The organism is Methylocaldum marinum (assembly GCF_003584645.1).
Taxonomy (GTDB): domain Bacteria; phylum Pseudomonadota; class Gammaproteobacteria; order Methylococcales; family Methylococcaceae; genus Methylocaldum; species Methylocaldum marinum.
In genome coordinates, this window is the sequence record NZ_AP017928.1 from 5,622,201 (window position 1) to 5,639,769 (window position 17,569).

At 59.6% G+C, this 17,569-nt stretch carries 18 protein-coding genes; 1 reads left to right on the top strand and 17 read right to left on the bottom strand.

The window, feature by feature from the left end; translation table 11 throughout:
- Positions 1-36: 36 nt before the first annotated feature.
- Positions 37-2,712 carry a cation-translocating P-type ATPase gene (locus sS8_RS25200; RefSeq protein WP_119632169.1) on the bottom strand — a complete coding sequence of 892 codons (2,676 nt, stop codon included), beginning with the start codon at positions 2,710-2,712 and terminating at the stop codon, positions 37-39.
- Positions 2,713-2,895: 183 nt separating this feature from the next.
- Here sS8_RS25200 and sS8_RS25205 point away from each other — a divergent pair, with 183 nt between their 5' ends.
- Complete coding sequence (locus tag sS8_RS25205) at positions 2,896-3,555, top strand: hypothetical protein (protein ID WP_179952385.1); 660 nt, start codon at positions 2,896-2,898, stop codon at positions 3,553-3,555.
- A gap of 199 nt (positions 3,556-3,754) precedes the next feature.
- Here the strand turns inward: sS8_RS25205 and sS8_RS25210 are convergent, their stop codons facing one another.
- The 16 genes from sS8_RS25210 to sS8_RS25295 all read right to left on the bottom strand — a co-directional run bounded on the left by sS8_RS25210 (position 3,755) and on the right by sS8_RS25295 (position 17,432).
- Entirely contained in the window at positions 3,755-5,425 is a 1,671-nt protein-coding gene (locus sS8_RS25210; protein ID WP_119632170.1) for a hybrid sensor histidine kinase/response regulator, read from the bottom strand.
- Positions 5,415-5,879 carry a response regulator gene (locus sS8_RS25215; RefSeq protein WP_119632171.1) on the bottom strand — a complete coding sequence of 155 codons (465 nt, stop codon included), beginning with the start codon at positions 5,877-5,879 and terminating at the stop codon, positions 5,415-5,417. The genes sS8_RS25210 and sS8_RS25215 overlap by 11 nt, the downstream gene beginning before the upstream one ends.
- On the bottom strand, positions 5,876-7,408 hold the full coding sequence (locus sS8_RS25220; RefSeq protein WP_197716636.1) for a sensor histidine kinase: 1,533 nt from the start codon (positions 7,406-7,408) through the stop codon (positions 5,876-5,878). The genes sS8_RS25215 and sS8_RS25220 overlap by 4 nt, the downstream gene beginning before the upstream one ends.
- Before the next feature lie 32 nt (positions 7,409-7,440).
- A complete protein-coding gene (locus sS8_RS25225) occupies positions 7,441-8,073 on the bottom strand; it encodes a response regulator (RefSeq protein WP_119632172.1) in 633 nt (210 codons plus the stop codon).
- Positions 8,070-9,725, bottom strand: a complete 1,656-nt coding sequence (locus sS8_RS25230) for a GAF domain-containing protein (RefSeq protein WP_119632173.1) — start codon at positions 9,723-9,725, stop codon at positions 8,070-8,072. Before sS8_RS25230 ends, sS8_RS25225 begins: the two co-directional genes overlap by 4 nt.
- Positions 9,725-10,051 carry a hypothetical protein gene (locus sS8_RS25235; protein ID WP_119632174.1) on the bottom strand — a complete coding sequence of 109 codons (327 nt, stop codon included), beginning with the start codon at positions 10,049-10,051 and terminating at the stop codon, positions 9,725-9,727. Before sS8_RS25235 ends, sS8_RS25230 begins: the two co-directional genes overlap by 1 nt.
- A 726-nt stretch (positions 10,052-10,777) precedes the next feature.
- Entirely contained in the window at positions 10,778-11,116 is a 339-nt protein-coding gene (gene smbP / locus sS8_RS25245; protein ID WP_232020432.1) for a small metal-binding protein SmbP, read from the bottom strand.
- Between the two features lie 357 nt (positions 11,117-11,473).
- A complete protein-coding gene (locus sS8_RS25250) occupies positions 11,474-11,872 on the bottom strand; it encodes a hypothetical protein (RefSeq protein ID WP_119632177.1) in 399 nt (132 codons plus the stop codon).
- 137 nt (positions 11,873-12,009) lie between these two features.
- Positions 12,010-12,426 carry a CoA-binding protein gene (locus tag sS8_RS25255; RefSeq protein ID WP_119632178.1) on the bottom strand — a complete coding sequence of 139 codons (417 nt, stop codon included), beginning with the start codon at positions 12,424-12,426 and terminating at the stop codon, positions 12,010-12,012.
- Between the two features lie 109 nt (positions 12,427-12,535).
- Complete coding sequence (locus sS8_RS25260; protein WP_119632179.1) at positions 12,536-13,108, bottom strand: IMPACT family protein; 573 nt, start codon at positions 13,106-13,108, stop codon at positions 12,536-12,538.
- Between the two features lie 182 nt (positions 13,109-13,290).
- Positions 13,291-14,379, bottom strand: coding sequence for an IS5 family transposase (locus sS8_RS25265; RefSeq protein WP_119632015.1), 1,089 nt, complete (start codon positions 14,377-14,379; stop codon positions 13,291-13,293).
- A gap of 124 nt (positions 14,380-14,503) precedes the next feature.
- Positions 14,504-14,992 carry a hypothetical protein gene (locus tag sS8_RS25270; protein ID WP_119632180.1) on the bottom strand — a complete coding sequence of 163 codons (489 nt, stop codon included), beginning with the start codon at positions 14,990-14,992 and terminating at the stop codon, positions 14,504-14,506.
- Positions 14,993-15,346, bottom strand: coding sequence for a hypothetical protein (locus sS8_RS27850; RefSeq protein WP_145986680.1), 354 nt, complete (start codon positions 15,344-15,346; stop codon positions 14,993-14,995).
- Between the two features lie 23 nt (positions 15,347-15,369).
- Positions 15,370-16,446: an SMEK domain-containing protein gene (locus tag sS8_RS27855; protein ID WP_145986681.1), complete on the bottom strand. Its 1,077-nt coding sequence runs from the start codon at positions 16,444-16,446 to the stop codon at positions 15,370-15,372.
- A gap of 351 nt (positions 16,447-16,797) precedes the next feature.
- Positions 16,798-17,214 (bottom strand): type II toxin-antitoxin system VapC family toxin, encoded by a 417-nt coding sequence (locus sS8_RS25290; protein ID WP_232020433.1) that lies wholly within the window; start codon positions 17,212-17,214, stop codon positions 16,798-16,800.
- Positions 17,211-17,432 carry a type II toxin-antitoxin system Phd/YefM family antitoxin gene (locus tag sS8_RS25295; RefSeq protein ID WP_119633007.1) on the bottom strand — a complete coding sequence of 74 codons (222 nt, stop codon included), beginning with the start codon at positions 17,430-17,432 and terminating at the stop codon, positions 17,211-17,213. The genes sS8_RS25290 and sS8_RS25295 overlap by 4 nt, the downstream gene beginning before the upstream one ends.
- Between the last annotated feature and the right edge of the window lie 137 nt (positions 17,433-17,569).

The following is a 17,569-nucleotide window of genomic DNA, read 5'->3' on the forward strand; positions in this document are numbered from 1 at the left end:
TCTCCGCTGTGAAGCCATCTACGGCGATGCCGGGGCTCAGGGTGTTCCCGTCATTCTGCTCACACCTTTCCTCAATTCCTCCATGAACAGCATTCCCAGCGCAAACGGCAGGGTAAACAGCCAGACGTCCGGCGCTATCGGCGTGGTGCCGAAGATCCGGTTGCCCCAAGGCGTGTAATCGATGAAAAGGATCAGGCCGATTTCCAGCACGATGCCGATCAGGATCAAACGGTTATTGAAAAGGGGAGAGCGGAACAGGGACCGGTTCGGATGCTTGCACAGAAAGACGTTCACGATCTGCATGACGATAATGGCCGACAAGCAGGCTGTGGTGGCCCGGAGATACGTCGGGTCGTCGCGCGCCAGGCTCCGGCCGTATTGCCAGCCGGCAGCCTGGAGCACGTAGAAAAACGCCGCCATGGCGGCGAGGGCTTCGAGGACTCCGAGGAAGAGGTAGGCGTGTGTCAGCAGCGGCCACCGGAGGAGTTTTTCCCTGGCCGATCGGGGCGGATTCTTCATGCACTCCGGGTCCGGACGATCCGCGCCCAAGCCCAGCGCCGGCACCATGTCGGTGCCGAGGTCGACCGCCAGAATCTGGATGATGGTCAGGGGCAGGGGAATGCTGAACAGAGCGAAAGCCAGATAAGGCACGAGTTCGGGAATGTTCGACGTGAGGATATAGGACATGAACTTGCGGATATTGCCGAACACCGCCCGTCCTTCTTCGATGGCGCTGACGATGCTGGCGAAATTGTCGTCCAGGAGGATCATGTCGGCGGATTCCTTGGCGACATCGGTTCCGGCGATGCCCATGGCGATGCCGATGTCGGCGGTTTTGAGCGCCGGAGCGTCGTTGACGCCGTCTCCGGTCACCGCCACCACGTGCCCCTTGCGTTGCAAAGCCTCGACGATGCGCATTTTCTGGTCGGCGCCGAGCCGGGCGAAGATGATGTCCTCTTTGTCGAGAGCGAGCTGGAGCTGTGTATTCGACAGCCGCCGGAGATCGTCGCCGGTAATGACGTAGGGGTGATCGCTCGCGAGCAGGCCGATTTCCCGTGCGATGGCCCTGGCGGTGTGGGGATGGTCGCCGGTGACCATGATGACCTTGATGCCTGCTTGCAGGCATTTCTCGATGGCGGCCGGCACTTCGGGACGGGGCGGATCTTCGAGGCCCACCAGCCCGGTCAGCGTGAGGTTTTCCTCCAACCGATCGCGATCGAAGCCATCCGAGATTTGGCGATGGGCAAAGGCGAGGATGCGAAATCCGTGTTCCGCCAAGGTTTCCTGGGCGTCGATGAAGCGGCGGCGTATCTCCTCGGTCAGCGGCACGGTCCGCTTGCCGATCTCCACGTCGGAGCACAGCGGCAGTACGGTTTCCAGGGCGCCTTTCGTGTACAACAGGTTTCCGGCCGGCGTGCGGCTCAGAATCGAAAGGCGCTTCCGCTCGGTGTCGAACGGGACTTCGTCGAGTTTCGGGTAAACCGCGGTGTCGTCCAGGAACCGTTCCGCCATCCGCACCAGCGCAATCTCCATGGGGTCGCCGAGCAGGTCCCGCTTTCCGTCGCGGACCGTTTCTTTCAGGTTCTGACAGTTGCGCGCACACTCCCAGAGCCCCGGGTAGTCTGTCGCCATCCGTTCGTCGATATCCTCCGGACATCGAATTTCGTTGTCGAGAAAGATTCGTCTCGCGGCCATGCGATTCCGGGTCAGGGTACCGGTCTTGTCGGTGCAGATGACCGTGGCCGAACCCAGCGTTTCGACCGAAGGCAGATGTCTCACCAGGGCATTGCGTCTGGCCATGCGCTGGGTGGCCATGGCGAGGGAGAGGGTGACGGTGGGCAGCAAGCCTTCCGGGACGTTCGCAACGATGATGCCGATGGCGAAGATGAAATCCTGCCAGAACGACAGCCCGGCTGCCCGGCCGATGAAAAAGAAGCCGATGCCCAGCGAGACGGCCAGCATGCCGACCAGCCGGCTCAGGCGAACGATCTCTTTTTGTAGGGGGGACACGGCTTCGCCTGCGGCTTGAGTGAGATGGGCGATCCTCCCGAATTCGGTGTGCATGCCGGTGTGGAAGACGACCGCCCGGCCTTCTCCGGACACCACGGCTGCGCCCGCCAGCAGCACGTTGCGCGCGTGAATCAGCTCGTCGGTCACCGAGGGTTGCGCGTCTCGGGCCTGGGGTAGCGCTTCGCCGGTTACGGTAGCGTTGTTCACCCTCAGGGCGAAAGCTTCGAGCACCCGGCAGTCGGCGGGGACGTTATCGCCTTCCTGCAGCAGGATCGTGTCGCCCGGCACGATGTCGGCAGCTTCTGCAAGCCGCACGCTGCCTTCCCGCACAATCTTGACCTTTAACGGCAAGAGCTTTTGCAGCGCGGCGATGGCCCGTTCGGCCCGGTATTCCTGCCAAAATGAGAACAGTCCGTTGACGATGATCACGCCGAGGATGGCGAAACCCAGGGTGTCCATACCTTCGCCGGGCGCTTTCCAGTCCCCGAAGAACGCCAGGGTCGCGGCGAGCCAAAGGAGGATCGCGAAAAAATGAGTGAATTGCCCGGCGAAGCGCAACGTGACGGATTTCCGTTCGAATTCGGTCAGCCGATTGGCGCCGTATTCCCGGAGGCGGCGGGCGGCTTCGGTTTCACTGAGCCCTTCGCGTCCGGCGTGCAGGCTTCGCAAGGCTTGCTCCGGTTGAAGGTGATGGATTTTCATACCGTCTGCTCGCTGAATCGGTCCGACCAACGCTTTGCCCGCCGCGAGTTTCGGGGCTTTCGTGAAGCGGCGGAAATATGTACAGAAAAAGAAGTTATATGCTATAAACCCGGCGCTATCACACCGATGTTTCATTACGCGGACAGTCAGAACCCTCTAAACTAAACACTCGGTTTATAAGATATGACCAATCAATCCTTCGATAAGAGTCGAATTTCTCTTCTAAAAGGCGGTCTTTGCGCCTTCTCGATCGCGATCGCCGGGCTGATGGCCGGATGTGATTCCGGTCCGGGCGGCAGCGCTTCCGCGCCGGCCGTATCGGAAGCAAGAATCAGCGGAAGCGTTCGGGACCAGCACGGCGCGGTGACCGATGCCAAGATCGAGGTACGGGACAAGAACGGCCAGTTGGTGACGTCGACGGCACTGACCGGCAGCTCGAGCCAGTATTCCGTCACCGTTCCCGCGGGCACGGCCTATCCCATCGTGCTCACCGCCATTCCGAACAATCCCGCTCCGGGCCGCGGTCCGGTCAAGGCCGTGGTGACCAGTTCTCTCGCCGATACCATGGACATCACCGATGTCACCACGATCGTGGTCGACTCGGCCATGACCTTGGGCGGCTTGACCGAAGCGAATATCGCCAAGGCATCCGGCGGCGCCATCGGCTTGCGGCAGCGGCAGGGCGTCAGCGCGGGAGCGGGCGGCGGCGGTGCCGGGCCCGGTCAGAGCGGCGGCGGTGTCAGCCGCGGCGGACACGGCGGCCACGGCGAGCACGCCGGTTCCGGTTCAGGGTCGCCTTCGCCCAACAGCGGCTCCGGCCAACAACCCCAGCAAAACCAATAGCGCCAGCATCGTAGATACCGTTTCGACGATCACGATGCACGTCGTAGGTCGGCAATCCTTAGCCGACACAGCCGGTGGTGCGACCCGTTGCGTCGGGAAAGGATTCCCGGCCTACTCAACGCCGTAACGATCCCCTTTCTTCCCCAAGGATAGGGGCGGTATGTCGGGATTTGCCTTAATCAATCGATCTTTTACCAGTTCACTTTCCGGACAGGGTTTGCGCCGGCGACAAACCCGGCAAGATCGGCAAGCGGACCACGAATTCGCTGCCTTGCCCTGGACCGGAACTCGATACGTCGACGGTTCCGCCGTGCATTTCCACCAAACTGCGAACAACGGTCAGGCCGATGCCGAGGCCGCCTTGCGATCGGTCGAGGGTGCGCTCGGCCTGGATGAAGAGATCGAAGACGTAGGGCAGGGTCTCGGGGGGAATGCCGAGACCGGTATCCCGTATGCGGAGAACGATGTGGGAGCCGTCCCGGGTCGCGGTAAGCCAGAGGGCACCGCCCTTCGGCGTGTACTTGGCGGCATTGTTCAGCAGATTTCCCAAGACCTGGACCAGCCGAACGCTGTCGCCCCTCAGATAGACCGCCGTGGACGGGAGAGTGACGGTGAATGCGTGTTTTCGTTCATCGAGGAGCGGACGCGTGACTTCGATGGCGCGCGCAACGATTTCACCCAATTCGACGGTGTCCTTCTGGAGCTCGACCTTGCCGCGCGTGATGCGGGAAACGTCGAGCAGGTCGTCCACCAATCTCACCAGATGGGCGGTCTGTCGGTCGATGACATCCTCGGCCCAGCAGTGCTGCGGGTGGTGCGGGTCGATCTTCTTGAGGAGGCGTACCGCATTTCGTATCGGCCCCAAGGGGTTGCGCAGCTCGTGGGCCAGCATGGCCAGGAATTCGTTCTTGCGGTGGTCGGCGTCCTGCAATGAATTTTGAGCCCGTATCAGGTCGTCGATGTCCGAACATGAACCGAACCACTTGACGATTCTGCCGGCATCGTCGCGAATCGGACGGGCGCGGCACAGAACCCAACGGTATTCGCCGTCTCTGTGGCGCAGCCGGTGCTTCATCTCGTACGGCTCGCCGGTCCGTAGGCAATGTCTTCGGTGGGCGTTTACCCGTTCCACTTCTTCCGGATGCAGTGCCTGCGTCCAGCTCAGGCCCTTCTTCGAATCGTATGATTGCCCGGTGAATTCCTGGAAGCGCGGGTTGGTATAGTCGACCCGGCCATCGGGACAGACCGTAAAGACGATATCCGGCACCGTCTCCGCCAGGGCAAGAAAGCGCTGCTTGGTCAGGCGCAGTGCCCGCTCCACCCGGGTGCGCTCGGCGATTTCCCGCCGCAGGGTTTCGTTGGCTCGGGTCAGCTCCGAGGTGCGTTCCCGCACCCGCGCTTCGAGTTCGGAGTACGCCAGGCGCAAAGCTTCCTGCGCCCGCTTCCGCTCGGTGATCTCATGCCATTTGCCCATAGTGCATTTGACGATTGCCGGCAGGGCGGCCAGAGTCGCCTCGGATTTGACGAGATAGTCCAGAGCGCCGGCTTTCATCGCCTCGACTGCGATCGTTTCGCTTCCGTAGCCGGTCATGACGATGACCGGATAGGGCCTGTCCGAATCTTTCTGCGGCAAAAGCTCGGTCCCCTGTCCATCCGGCAGGCGCAAATCGGTGATCACGATGTCGGGCAGATCGGCTTCAAGCGTTTCGCGCGCTTCCCGGAGCTGACGCGCAACGGTGAGACGAATCGGTTCCCCGTGGGTTTCGAATGCTCTCTGAATCAGTTCGGCATGGCTCGGGTCGTCTTCGGCCAAGAGGATGTGAAGAACGGCTTCGGTCCCCAGCGCCGTTGTGGGTGGTTCAGGTTTCATGGACAGAGCGTTCGGACCAGGGGTAATGATTCCAGGCCAGCCAGTAAAAACCCAAGTCTTCCATCATCCGGGCGAAATTGTCGAAATCGACGGGCTTGACCAGGTAGCTGTTGGCATGGCCGCCGTAGGCTTTGGCGACGTCCTGCTCGGCGGAGGAGGTGGTGAGAATCACGACCGGAAGCGTCGCGATGCTCGGCGATTTTCTGATCCTGCCGAGGACTTCCAGACCGCCGATTCGGGGAAGGTTGAGGTCGAGCAGCACGACATGCGGCCGCGGGCTGGTTTGCGGATCGGCATACGCGCCCTGTCGCAGAAGATATTCCAGGGCTTCCGCGCCCTGGCTGACATGATGGATACGATTCACAATCCGGTGTTCCTGAAAACAGCGGATGACCAGTTCGGCATGATCGGGGTTGTCTTCGACCAGCAGGATATTCAGGACCTCTCCGTTCATCTTCGATTCCCCAGGGAAAAATAGAACGTGCAGCCGTGCCCGGCGCCTTCCGAGTCCACCCAGAGCCTGCCGCCGTGCACCTCGATGATGCGCTTGACGATGGCCAGGCCGATTCCGGTGCCTTCCGTATTCGGATCGAGCCGCTCGAACAGTCCGAAGATCTTCGGATGGTAATCGGGCTCGATGCCGATGCCGTTGTCGCGCACGAAATAGGCGATTTCGCCTTGTTTCGTTTCCGTTCCGATCTGGATCAAGGGCTGTTCCTGGTCGCCCATGAATTTGACCGCGTTCTCGATCAGGTTGAGCCAAACCTCGAAAATCCGCTTCGGATCGCCGAGTGCGTCGGGCAGGTCGGGGGTGATTTCGATCCGTAGTCTGTTCCCCGGAATCCTCTCCCCCACGAGTTCGATCGCCTCATGCACGAGCGCGCGCATGCAGATCCTTTCGGGCGGACTGACTAAGCGGCCGATACGGGACAGTTCCAGCAGATCGTCCAGCAGCGTCTGCATTCGGCTGGCCGCCGCACGAATCCGCCGGATGTCTCCGCGCATACGTTCGAAGTCGCCCCGCAGCGCACTCTGTTCCAGCATGCCCGAAAACCCCTGTATGGTAATCAACGGGCTCTTGAGATCGTGCGATGCGGTGTAAATGAAGCGCTCCAGTTCGGCATTCTTCTCCGTCAGCTGTTCGAGGAGAGCGGTCTGCTGCTCCTGCGCTTTTCGACGTTCCGTCACGTCTCGAATGATCCCGGTGAACAGGCGGTGATCGCCGACCGGGGTTTCGGCAACGGCCAGTTCGATGGGAAACGTGGTCCCGTCCCGGCGCAGCCCCAGGACTTCGCGGCCGATGCCGATGATTCGGCGTTCGCCCGTGCTGAGATAACGGGCGATGTAAGCATCGTGCTTCTCGCGAAAGGGAGAGGGCATCAGACAGGCGATGTTGCGGTCTTTGATTTCCGCCCCAGCGTACCCGAACATACGTTCGGCCGCGGGATTGAAGTCCTTGATGAGGCCTCGCTCGTCGATGACCACGATGGCATCGACGGCGGTTTCCAGAATTGCCCGCAGCCGGACCGTCTGGTCCGCCAAGGCTTCCTCGGCAAGTTTGCGGCGGCTGGTGTCGTGGACCGTGGCCAGAACGAAAGGGCCTTGATCGCCTTGCAGGAGGATTAGACTGATATCGGCGGGAAACTCGGTTCCGTCCTTGCGCAAGCCGAAAAGTTCCAGATCTTCCCCCATCGGACGGGAGCGGGGATGTTCGGCATAACCCGCGCGCCGCTCCCGATGCCGCACTCTAAAGCGTTCCGGCATCAGATCCTCGACCGAGAGTGTTTCCAATTCTTTGCGGGCATAGCCGAAGAGGCTTTCCAACGCGGGATTGGCAAACAGGATGTTTCCCTCGAGATCCGTAATCGCCATGCCATCCAGGGCCGACTCCAGCCACAGGCCGAAGTTCTTCTTTTCCAGCAGGAATTCCATGGTGAAACGCCAGAAGACCGTTAAGAGACCCTTGGTTGGTAAGCTGCGCATTCCATTTTAAGGTAGCCGCAGTAAGAAAATTCTTATTTTTCCAGGGTGATCAGTCCGTGACGCAGGGCGAGATGGGTGAGCTGCACGACATTCGTGAGCCGGAGTTTCCGCATGAGATGCGTTTGATGCACGCTGACGGTTTTGGGGCTGGTGTGCAGGAGTTCGGCGATTTCGGCCACGGAATGCCCTTGGGCCAGATGGCAGAAAACCTCGAATTCGCGCGGCGTCAGGAGTTCCACGGGGTTTTGCCGGACCGCCTGGGGCGACTCGGCTCGTTTCTGGAGCTTGTCGAAGAAGGCGCCGCCGCTGACGACGATCCGGGTCGCTTCGACGATCGATTTGGCCGCGCTCCGCTTGCCGATATACCCCTTGACGCCGGTTTCGCGTGCGCGCTCGATCAGTACTTCGCTTTCGTAGGCGGAAAACATCAGAATCCTCGCATGAGCATCGCGTTTCAGGATTCTGCGTGCCGCTTCGAGGCCGCTGATGCCCGGAAGGGCCATATCCATGACGACGATACTCGGCTGGCGACGGCTGTATGCCTGATAGGCTTCTTCTCCATCCGCCGCCTCGGCCAGCACGGAAATATCGGGGGCCTGCTCCAGCAGGCGCCGGTAACCGCTGCGTACGACCGGATGATCGTCGACCAGCAGTACGGTGATCATGGTCTGGCCTGGCTCGGGATTTCGATTGCCACGCAGGTTCCCTGCCCACTCTGGCTTTCCACGCTGAACACTCCGCCCAGCGCTTCGACGCGTTCGCGGACGCCCAGCAATCCGAGTCCCCGCTTCGCTTCCCGGGACGACAAACCGACGCCGTTGTCCTTGATCAATAGGCGCACGGAATCGGAGTCGGCGGGCGGTGGCCCGAAATGGCGCTGACACGCTTCTCCCTGACATGCGGCGCTCTCGCAAACGGTGATCTCGGCTTGCGTCGCCCGGGCATGCCTCCCGATGTTGCTCGCGCATTCCTGGACGATTCGATAGGCCGTGATCCCGAGGGTTTCATCGAGAGCGCCGAGATCACCGATGATGGTCAGTTTCCAACTGATCTTGCGATAATGCGAGCGGTAGTCGTTGACCAGCTCTTCCAGTGCCTCGGCCAGCCCCAGTTGATCGAGCAGGGGCGGGCGCAGATTCTCGATCAGGCTGCGCACGGTGTCGTGAAAACGGGTCAGCAAGGCATCGACGGTTTGCGCGCAGCGATGAATCTCGGGGTGGCACTGTGCGCTGAGCGACGACATCATTGCGAGGTCCGCCTGCATCGCGGTCAGGTATTGACCGAGCTCGTCGTGCAGTTCGCGCGCTACGCGCTTGCGCTCTTCTTCCTGGGCTCTGAACAGTTTTCGGGTCAGCAAGCGGTTTTCGTTCAGCAAGCGCTGCGTTTCCTGCTCGGCTTTACGCCGTTGCGCCTGTTCGCGCGACTGAATCAGGGCGAGCGCCAGGCTGTGCGCGAAAGTGGTGGCGAGCACCTCGTCTTCCTCGGTAAAGGCCTCGCCGTTGAGTTTGTCGCACAGATAAACGCGGCCGTATACCTTGCCGTCATCGGCGATCGGTACGGCCAGAAGGGTTTTCATCGGCGGGTGGCCGGGCGGAAATCCCGCCGATCGGGAATCGCGAGTCAGATCGTCGAGCCGCAACGACTGGTTTGTCTCAACCACCACGCCCAGCAGTCCTTTCCCTTTCGGCCAATGGCCGATGCGCTCGATGTCTTCGCGACCGATGCCGGTGACGAAAAAGCGTTCCAGCCTGCCCTGCTCGTCAACGATGCCCACCGCGCCGTAATGCGCGCGCAACAGGGTCGCCAGCACATGGATGCCGTGTTGCGCCATGTCTTCTTCTCCCTCGACATGGGCCATCAAGGCCATCAGCGTACGGGACGCCTGGTTGAGTTCTCCGAGCCGGGTCGACCACTGGCGAAGCTGCCGCTGCTCCTCTTCGAGCGTGGCCGAAAGCATTTGATAATGATCGAGCAATCGCTCGAGCAAACGCGGACGGGTCACGGCTCCGATGAAGGCGCCGTCATCGTCCACTACCGGCAAGATTGACTCGTTCTCCCGCTCCATGAGAGTAAGCGCTGCGGCGATGGATGTCTTCCGTTCCAGGCAGGGCAGAACCATTCTCGGAACGAGATCGGCGAAGATGCGGTCAGGTGCCTGGGCGATTTCCTCACTGGTCACGAAGCCTAGGAATTGGCCGCTTCCCGAAGCAAAGACCGCGAAGACGGCCGGTGTGGCAGTCTTGCCGAGCCTCGGGCGTTCTTCGTCCGTGACCCTGATTAGCCCGTCCGCCAAGGCGTCCAGGATGGTCGGTTGCACTAATACGTGTCCTCCAGGTGCAATTCCGTTTCGACATCGAGGTGAAGGATCTCGGTGTCGTCCATGAGCGGCTTGATCCGCTGAAGCACGAATTCGATGAGTTGCTCCTTCGGAATGCGCCTCAGAACGGCTTCCCGCACCAGAATGTCGCTGATGACCTCGTCTTCCAGCTCGATGTGAGCGAACGGGTAAGCCAGCAAAAGAGAGAGCGATTTCCGGATGGCGTTACAGCCGATCGTGGCACGGCGTCCCAACACCAGCCCCTCGTGAACAGGCGGGATCTTGAATTCTCTGATGCGGGCGCGCAGGGTGTATTTGGTGGTCAATCTATTTTCTCGCACGGCTAGTGTTCTGTCTCTGAATTAATCGCGATAAGGCTCGGAGTTCCGAAAAATGACTTCTTCCGGCTGCCGCGGATTAAGATTAAGTCAGCGCTCCCGGAAGGTAAATTGCCGGTGTCGATAACGCCACGATTTCGCGGCTTGAGGGGCTCGGCAGGGCCGCGATTTCGGCAACCCGCGAAGGATGTGGACAGCCCGTGTATTTCCGCGAGTCCGGGAAAGGTTTGGCGCGTTCGGCACCCGCTCGGAAGGAAAGCGTTTCTCGATAGTGCAGGCCGACATTAGGGTCCGTCGGCGCCGGGCACGCCATTCTGCTGCGGTCGTGATACAGCATGTCGATTCCGCACCGGCTTCGGATTTGTACATCCTCCTTGGATCGGCGCTTTGCGATTTAGTTTGGCGCTTCGGCTCTCGGTGTCGATCCGTCAGGTCTTGCGTGCGATAGAAGGACGGGGTGTCGAGATGACCGGCGAGTGCCGGAGAGCGAACGGGAACGTGCGAAGCACGGCCCGAAGGGCGAGCCTCAGGGATGAGGCGAGAAAATCGGCCTCGCCACGCGACGCTGTCCCGCTTCGCTCGCGAGTCCGGGGCAGCCCATCCCTGGCCTGCCCGCTCGCCGCGTTGCGCCTCGCCCCGCCGATTTGTCCCAGAGGGAGAGGGCTAATTCAGCGTTTCCTTAAGCCGGGCGAAAAAAGGTCGAAAGCGTGGCTGTTACTGTTTCACAGCGTTGAGATGGGTCATCGCTTCTTCCGCCGCTTTGCCGGCTATCTCGGCATGTCCCATATTTCCATGTTCGATTGCGCTGTCCAGGCTCTTGATCGCCGCGTCGAGATGCGGGTTGGGGTTGGCCTGATTGGCCGCGGTTGCATGTGTTTTCGCGGTCTCCGCGTGCTGGGCCACGCCTATGGCGTCGCCCTTCTGGCCGCTATCGACCGCAGCTTGGGCATGTTTCATCGCTTCCGCCTTGTGATCTTCCGCGGCAACCGCGGTTAAGCCGAGCGATAGAGTAAATAGTCCCGCGAGTAATCCGGAAAAGATTTTTCCACGCATCACCATTCCTCCGTTACAAAGTTGTTCTTTGTCAATGCCCCAATATGGAGCAAGCTACAAATATCACGACCTCATAGGCAAGTCCATCAAAAGTGCGAAATAAGGCGGGCGCGAACAGAGCGCCATTTCGGTTCGCGGAGATCCGGATTATTGTCTTGCGTTTTCGAGATGTACAGCCGCTTTCTCGGCAGCTTCCCGGCCCTGTCGGCGTGGCCCATCCGGCCCTGCGCGCCGTCGGGGCTATTCATCGCAGCAGTTAGGGCAGGTCGAGCAGAATATCAAGCCGCATCGCTTTTTCCTCCTTACTGCTCTGTTCCGAAACAAAGCCGATGGGACGGAAAGTATGCCGAACCACGCTTATTCCACATCGCTGGGCTCAAGCTCGGGTTCCGGCATCTCTTCCGGGATTTCTTCGGGCATCGACGGCTCCTCGGCGCCGGGCACCGGGCTTTCCGGAATTTCGCGTTCGCCCGGTTTCGGGGATTCGCTTTCGATTCCGCGGCGTCGGCCCGGTTCCTCCACGCCGCGTTCGCCATTCTTGCGCTTCCCGGTGCCGGGCGTCCGCTGTTCGCTGCCTTCCCGTCCGGCCGTCTCCCTGACCAGTTCGATGATATCCCCCCTTGTTTTGCCGTTTTCAAAGCCTGTTTTCACGTAGACGGCAACGGCCACGGACCGGGCCGCGGCACTCGCCGGATTCAGCCCGAGCAGGGAAATCAATGCGCCTAAGAGCAAGCTGTTGAGAACTGTCGAGCGCATGGCGTACCTCCTTTGCACCAAAGTTCGTTCCGTGTTTGCGATGTGGCCACGCTTGCATAGTTAACATACGGTAGTTTCTCAGTCTCTAAGGAGATTTACTGAGCGGCGAGGGCACGGCGAGGCTACAAGTCGAACCTTTATCGGCTTTGGCGCTTGATGCGGCTCTCGATCATGATGCACGTATCGGCGACATAGCAGAATCCATGCGAGTCTAGGAATTCGAGATTTTCCGGGCTGTCCGCTCCGGGTTGCAGCCAAACGTTCATGAGACCCAGATCGAGACATTGCTTCAGGACCGACAGCGTCGCCGGTGGCGGTACGACGAAGTTGACCAGGGTCGGACTGCGGGGAAGATTCGCAAGGTCCGGATATGCCGGGTCGCCGTCCACGGAAGTGCGATTCGGGTTGACCGCATGAACCCGGTAGCCCTTGCGCTTCAGATCGCGATAAACGGCATGGCCGAACTTGGTCTCGTCGTCGGTCGCACCGACCACGGCAATGACCGTATCCGGTTCGTCCAGTATGCTCGCCAGAGCGTCGGGTGACGAAGCCATAACATTAATCCTAGAAACGGTAGTCGGGCGTGGCTCCACCCAAAAGGTGAGAGTGGTCAGAATTCATACGGCTTTTCCCATTCCTCACTAGGCGGTCGGCTCCCGTTTCTCAGGTTGATGTACCGTTGAACCGTCTTGCAATGGCGGGCGCTTCCGCGGCCGGCAAGCGCACGACCACGTCTATTTTTTCGCCGAACACGCGCGAGACGATTTCGCCGCCGGCTTTTTCGACCTGGTAGGTCAGCGGCTGAAGATTTGGATATTCGATAGTGAGCTCGAGTTCGGCATATTCGACATAAGGGATCAGGGAAGCTTTTTCCAGGGCTAGTTTGGCCGTGCCGCCGTAGGCGCGGACCAGTCCGCCCGCTCCCAGCTTGATGCCGCCGAAGTAGCGGACGACCGCGACCAGGGCATTGACCACGTCGAAGCCGGAAATATGCGCGAGTATCGGTTTGCCCGCCGTTCCGCTCGGCTCTCCGGCGTCACTGAAATGGGCGATGACGCCGTTGTCGGTCTTGATCCGGTAGGCGAATGCGAGATGGTGCGCCGTCGGATGAGCCGATGCGATTTCGAACAGCCGCGAACGCAGCTGCGGTTCGTCGGCGCACGGCAAGGCGTAGCCGATGAAGCGTGAGTGATTCACGGTGAAGCTGGATTCCGATCCCTTTTCGATGAGATACATCGTTTAGAAATACTTAACAGGCTGTTGAAATTCGCCGCCATGCCTTCGGCTTTACCCCTTATCGGCGGCTTAATTTTTAGTGCTGAAGGTCCTTTTAGCGCTGAAATCCCGGTTCTAGCCGGTTTTCATCCCCCCGCTTGGGGTTCTTGCCGCCTTTCGGCGAATTTTGGGCAGACGCCCGCCTAGGCCGTCGACCACCGCCAGCCGAACAGCCCACCCAACCGGGTCAGGTTGTAGGCGGCGAACGTGAACACGGTCTGGGCCGCCACCTTCTTCAAACCCCGGAACCGGGTCTGGCGTAACCCGCCCACGGTTTTCGACCACCCGAAGATTTCTTCCACCCGCTTACGCCTCTTCAGGCGGGTCCGGTAGCCGGGGTGTCGGGTGGTGCGGCCATCGATGGCGGAGCCTTTTTCCTTCCGGGCGACAGGCGGCGTGACCCGCTGCTCCCGGAGAGCTTGCACGAACTCCGGCACGTCGTAAGCCTTGTCCGCCCCGACTGTCGCGCCGGGCTTCGTGACGGTGCGACCGATCATGATCTTGGCCGCGTCCCGTTCCGCCGTGCCGGTGGCGTGAGTCACCTCGACATCCACGACCAGGCCGGTCCGGTTTTCCATCAGGGCATGGCCCATGAAGCACAGTTGGGCTTTATCCCCTTCGCTTTTCTTGTAAAGGCGAGCCTCCGGATCGGTGGTCGAGGCGTGGGTCGCATTGGCGCGCTTCTCGCCCTTGAAATCGACGGACGGATTCCGGCCGCCGGCCTCCGGCGGGGGCGAACTGCCATCCTTTTTCACAAAGCTCTTCATGGAGGCCCACGCCTGGATCAGCGTGCCGTCCACCGAGAAATGCTCGTCCGACAGAAGGTCCCGCCATTCCGCCAGCAACACGACCCGCTCGAAAAACAGCCGGGAAATCCGCTCGTTCAGTAACCGATCCCGGTTGGCGCTGAAGGTGGAGTGGTCCCAGACCTCGGCATCCAGCGTCAGCCCGACAAACCAGCGGTACAAAAGATTGAATTCGATCTGCTGGACCCACTGCCGCTCGGAGCGGACAGAGAACAAGACTTGGATGAGACTGGCGCGCAGCAGCCGCTCCGGCGGAATCGACTCCCGGCCGGTCCGGGCATGGAGGGCATCAAATTCCGAGTCCAGCGTGGTCAGCAGAATGTCGACCACGGCCCGGAGCTTGCGAAGGGGATGATCCTTGGGAATCCGGTCTTCCAAGGTTCGGTAGCTAAAGAGTTCTTCCTGGATCAGGTCGGCACCGCGCATGACAGCGTCCAACGTATCTTGAAATGATATTATTTTGCCATGACAAACAATCGTTTATGCCTATTTTATGCGCTCCATCCAACGAATTTATCCGGCTTCCAGGACCGAGAAAATCAACAGCCTGTTAAGCCGCGAGTCTAAAATACCGCACAGGATCTATTATGCCGCTGCGGGGGATGGGCGGTATATTTCTGTGAAACTGCTCAGGATCTGTGCTGCTGTCGGCTGTAAGATTCGCCGCATCCAGAAAATTGCTCTTGGCCGATCCATTGATTCGGCAGATCTCTTCGATATCCGTCTTGCGGAGCGGTCTCTGTAAGTCCTGGTTGAAAATCAGCTTCGCGTCCATGTCTTCATTAAATCCGCAGAATCCGAGAGAGCGATTGGTCTTGCGCTCGTCGGCGGAACCGGCGATAGGTGTTTCCATTCTGTGAAGCCAATGCGCCATCACTTCCAAGTCATGCGGCGTGCCGACTACTCCGAGATGGATGCGCGTGCGTCTCGTCTGGGAGTGCTTGTCATAGACGCCATAGGTGGAAATGCCCCTGCGCGGGCACACATGCTCGCCTTCGGCGAATTGCAGATGCGGCTCTTTAATGAGCAACAGCTTCATTTAACCGAACAGCTTTTGTATAGAAGGCGGATCATCGTGCTCTGATTCGTCGGGAAGTGGCTCCCAGAGCGTTTCGTCCAAGAAGGGGGCGCCCTTTAAGGCGACGCAGTCCCCGAATGACAGAAAGGAATCGCGCTTGCCTTTTTCCGAGAAGAGGTCATCCGTGTCGATAGACCTCAACCACGCAACAAGAAAACGAAAGTGATTCAGTACAGCACGATTGTTCTCTTTGCGTTTGAGCCAACTCAGATTGGTGTGACCATAACCCGATTTCTTGAAGTCCTCGCCATAACTAAAGAACCAGGTCGGCGTGATTGACATCAGCCAATCGGAGGCCAAGCGATGGAAATCCACAGAGAATGCCAGGTGTTTTTGCGTCAGTACCTTGGAGGTATTCTTCTTGTTGTATTTTCGTTCGAATACCTTACGACTGGACTGCCTGTCACCTCGCCACACCTCGGCACGCACATCACCATCCGTATCGCGCGGCAAAAATACGAACAGCTTATCGTCCTTGTACCATGCGACCCGCTCTGAGTAGAGCCTGTGCTGCAGTGAAAAACGCAGCAGCGATTTGAACACTCTTTTGTGGCCTTCGTCGATTCCGCAGAATTCTCGTGCGGATATTTCCTCGGCAGTCCCCCCTCTTCGATCACGTATCGATAAGGGTGATCCGCAGTATTCAGGTCAAAGAACGTGACTAAGTTGTCATTGTAGGTTACATAGGTGGACGGAACCGGCGTCATCGCTTGCCGGCAAAACTCACCAATAGTACGCCTTAGGTTGCGCGCTCTCCCTTTTCTGTGTTTCTCCATGATTTCGTTGGCGACCTGGGCGACGTAAATCACGTTGGGGAAATAAAGTTCCACGAGGTTCCCGGTCAGTACCTCCGAAGGTTCTGCTGGCGGGTCGATGTCCTCGTCAGACGGTCCGACCGGAATTCCGCGAAGATAAGCCTTGAGAACGTTTACTGCTGCCTGCAATTGCGCGGGCGAAACGAATGGTACACGCTGACTCAGGTCACGATAGTCAACAACGTCGGTATCTGCTGAAAAAGAGAAATTGCCATTTGTTACCGCATCAATGGCCGACTGCGAATACCTGTCTTGCTTGGCGGTGAGGATATAAACGATTAGGCGGTCGTAACGCTTGTGCAAGCCGTGCTTCAAAAATGTCTTCAGAGTGTCTTTTATTTTTGAGAGATCCGCGGTGGCTGTCACTTGTACTGCGATTCGACCGGTATCATCGGCAAGATCAATGCCCGGAAAATTGCCTTGCTCGGCATTCAGATTACGCAGTCCGGCAAACCCGTAGAGCTCGCGCATTACGCCACAGATCACCTGTTCGGCAATCTTGTGGGTATCGTAGAGCTGCATGGCGCTGGCCGATTCCACTTCGTGGCGGAGTTGGGTTAGCAGCGTCTGGAATTCGTTGATCAAATCGAGGTGTTTCACCTTATCTCGCCCCTATTGAGCCCATCCCACGCCTCCAGCACCAGATGCCGGGGAGGGATTCCGAATTTTTTCGTTACCCTTGGGTACGCGCAAGGTTTCGGACGGGTAGCTTTCGCCCAACATCGATTCCGGATCGAGGATGTAGCAGAGATCCTCGCGAGTGAGGCCATAAAGCTTCTCTGGGCGCCGTGCCAGCGCGGCTGCCGTGGAGCAAACGCCGGCACGCGGTGAAATCGCCAGAGCGCGCCGGCTGCAAAAGCGCTTGCAGCTCAATCTCGGGGATGTCGGGCTGCCGCGGACTGCCTTCCAAGCGAAGGGTGTTGAAGTGGAGGCTAACGCGAGAAGACATCGTCACAAAGCCACCACCTGGAAGCCGAAACCTTCGGCGGCGCGACATTGGCGGGCGTCGGCCGAAACGAAGACCTCGGCAGCGCAGGCTAGCGCGGCGCCCAGGTGGATGGCATCCATGCCCCGCAGGAAGTGGGATTCGAGGGCCTTGCCCGCGTGTTGGACGACCTGCGGCGTGGTGTCGCAAATGAGGGCGTCGGCGATATCCGCCATCAAATCGCTCTTGATGATCCGATATTGGGGCTCGGTGAGGCGTCCTTCCCGTTGCAGACGGCAGAAGGCCGAAATTAGTTCGGGAACGGCGATGACCGAAAGGGCGAGTTCGCTCGCCCGCTCGCACCAGGCCAGCACCTCGGTGGTGCCGGCTTCGTCGATGTAGCGCTTGGCAAAGGCGGAGGAGTCGAAGTAGACGCGCATCATTCGCCGCGCTCGTCGAGGATCAGCCGGCTGATCTCTTCGCCACCGATGGCGAGCGGGCGCGCTGGGCGCCGTTTCCAGGAAGGAAGCTCCGCACGAATGGGATGGATCTCGGCGATGGGCCTCCCGTTGCGTAGCACGCGCACGGTTTCCCCTGCCTCTACCAGATCGAAAAACGCCTTGGCATGGTTGCGAAGCTCAGTGAAAGTGGTCTCGCGCATATGCATTCTCCGTCAGGAAATGTACATAAGTGTACATCAAAGTTTAAGCCGTCCGCCGGTTCCGATAGAAACGGTTGGGCATGGATCGTCAGCCCACACCGGCGGGCAGGTGACTGCTCGCCTCCTTATTTCCGGAA

Excerpts from the sequence above, each read along its gene's own strand:
- sS8_RS25200 (WP_119632169.1), bottom strand. The coding sequence starts at position 2,712 with ATGAAAATCCATCACCTTCAACCGGAGCAAGCCTTGCGAAGCCTGCAC.
- sS8_RS25205 (WP_179952385.1), top strand. The coding sequence starts at position 2,896 with ATGACCAATCAATCCTTCGATAAGAGTCGAATTTCTCTTCTAAAAGGC.
- sS8_RS25210 (WP_119632170.1), bottom strand. The coding sequence starts at position 5,425 with ATGAAACCTGAACCACCCACAACGGCGCTGGGGACCGAAGCCGTTCTT.
- sS8_RS25215 (WP_119632171.1), bottom strand. The coding sequence starts at position 5,879 with ATGAACGGAGAGGTCCTGAATATCCTGCTGGTCGAAGACAACCCCGAT.
- sS8_RS25220 (WP_197716636.1), bottom strand. The coding sequence starts at position 7,408 with ATGCGCAGCTTACCAACCAAGGGTCTCTTAACGGTCTTCTGGCGTTTC.
- sS8_RS25225 (WP_119632172.1), bottom strand. The coding sequence starts at position 8,073 with ATGATCACCGTACTGCTGGTCGACGATCATCCGGTCGTACGCAGCGGT.
- smbP (WP_232020432.1), bottom strand. The coding sequence starts at position 11,116 with ATGCGTGGAAAAATCTTTTCCGGATTACTCGCGGGACTATTTACTCTA.
- sS8_RS25250 (WP_119632177.1), bottom strand. The coding sequence starts at position 11,872 with ATGCGCTCGACAGTTCTCAACAGCTTGCTCTTAGGCGCATTGATTTCC.
- sS8_RS25255 (WP_119632178.1), bottom strand. The coding sequence starts at position 12,426 with ATGGCTTCGTCACCCGACGCTCTGGCGAGCATACTGGACGAACCGGAT.
- sS8_RS25260 (WP_119632179.1), bottom strand. The coding sequence starts at position 13,108 with ATGTATCTCATCGAAAAGGGATCGGAATCCAGCTTCACCGTGAATCAC.
- sS8_RS25265 (WP_119632015.1), bottom strand. The coding sequence starts at position 14,379 with ATGCGCGGTGCCGACCTGATCCAGGAAGAACTCTTTAGCTACCGAACC.
- sS8_RS25270 (WP_119632180.1), bottom strand. The coding sequence starts at position 14,992 with ATGAAGCTGTTGCTCATTAAAGAGCCGCATCTGCAATTCGCCGAAGGC.
- sS8_RS25290 (WP_232020433.1), bottom strand. The coding sequence starts at position 17,214 with ATGATGCGCGTCTACTTCGACTCCTCCGCCTTTGCCAAGCGCTACATC.
- sS8_RS25295 (WP_119633007.1), bottom strand. The coding sequence starts at position 17,432 with ATGCGCGAGACCACTTTCACTGAGCTTCGCAACCATGCCAAGGCGTTT.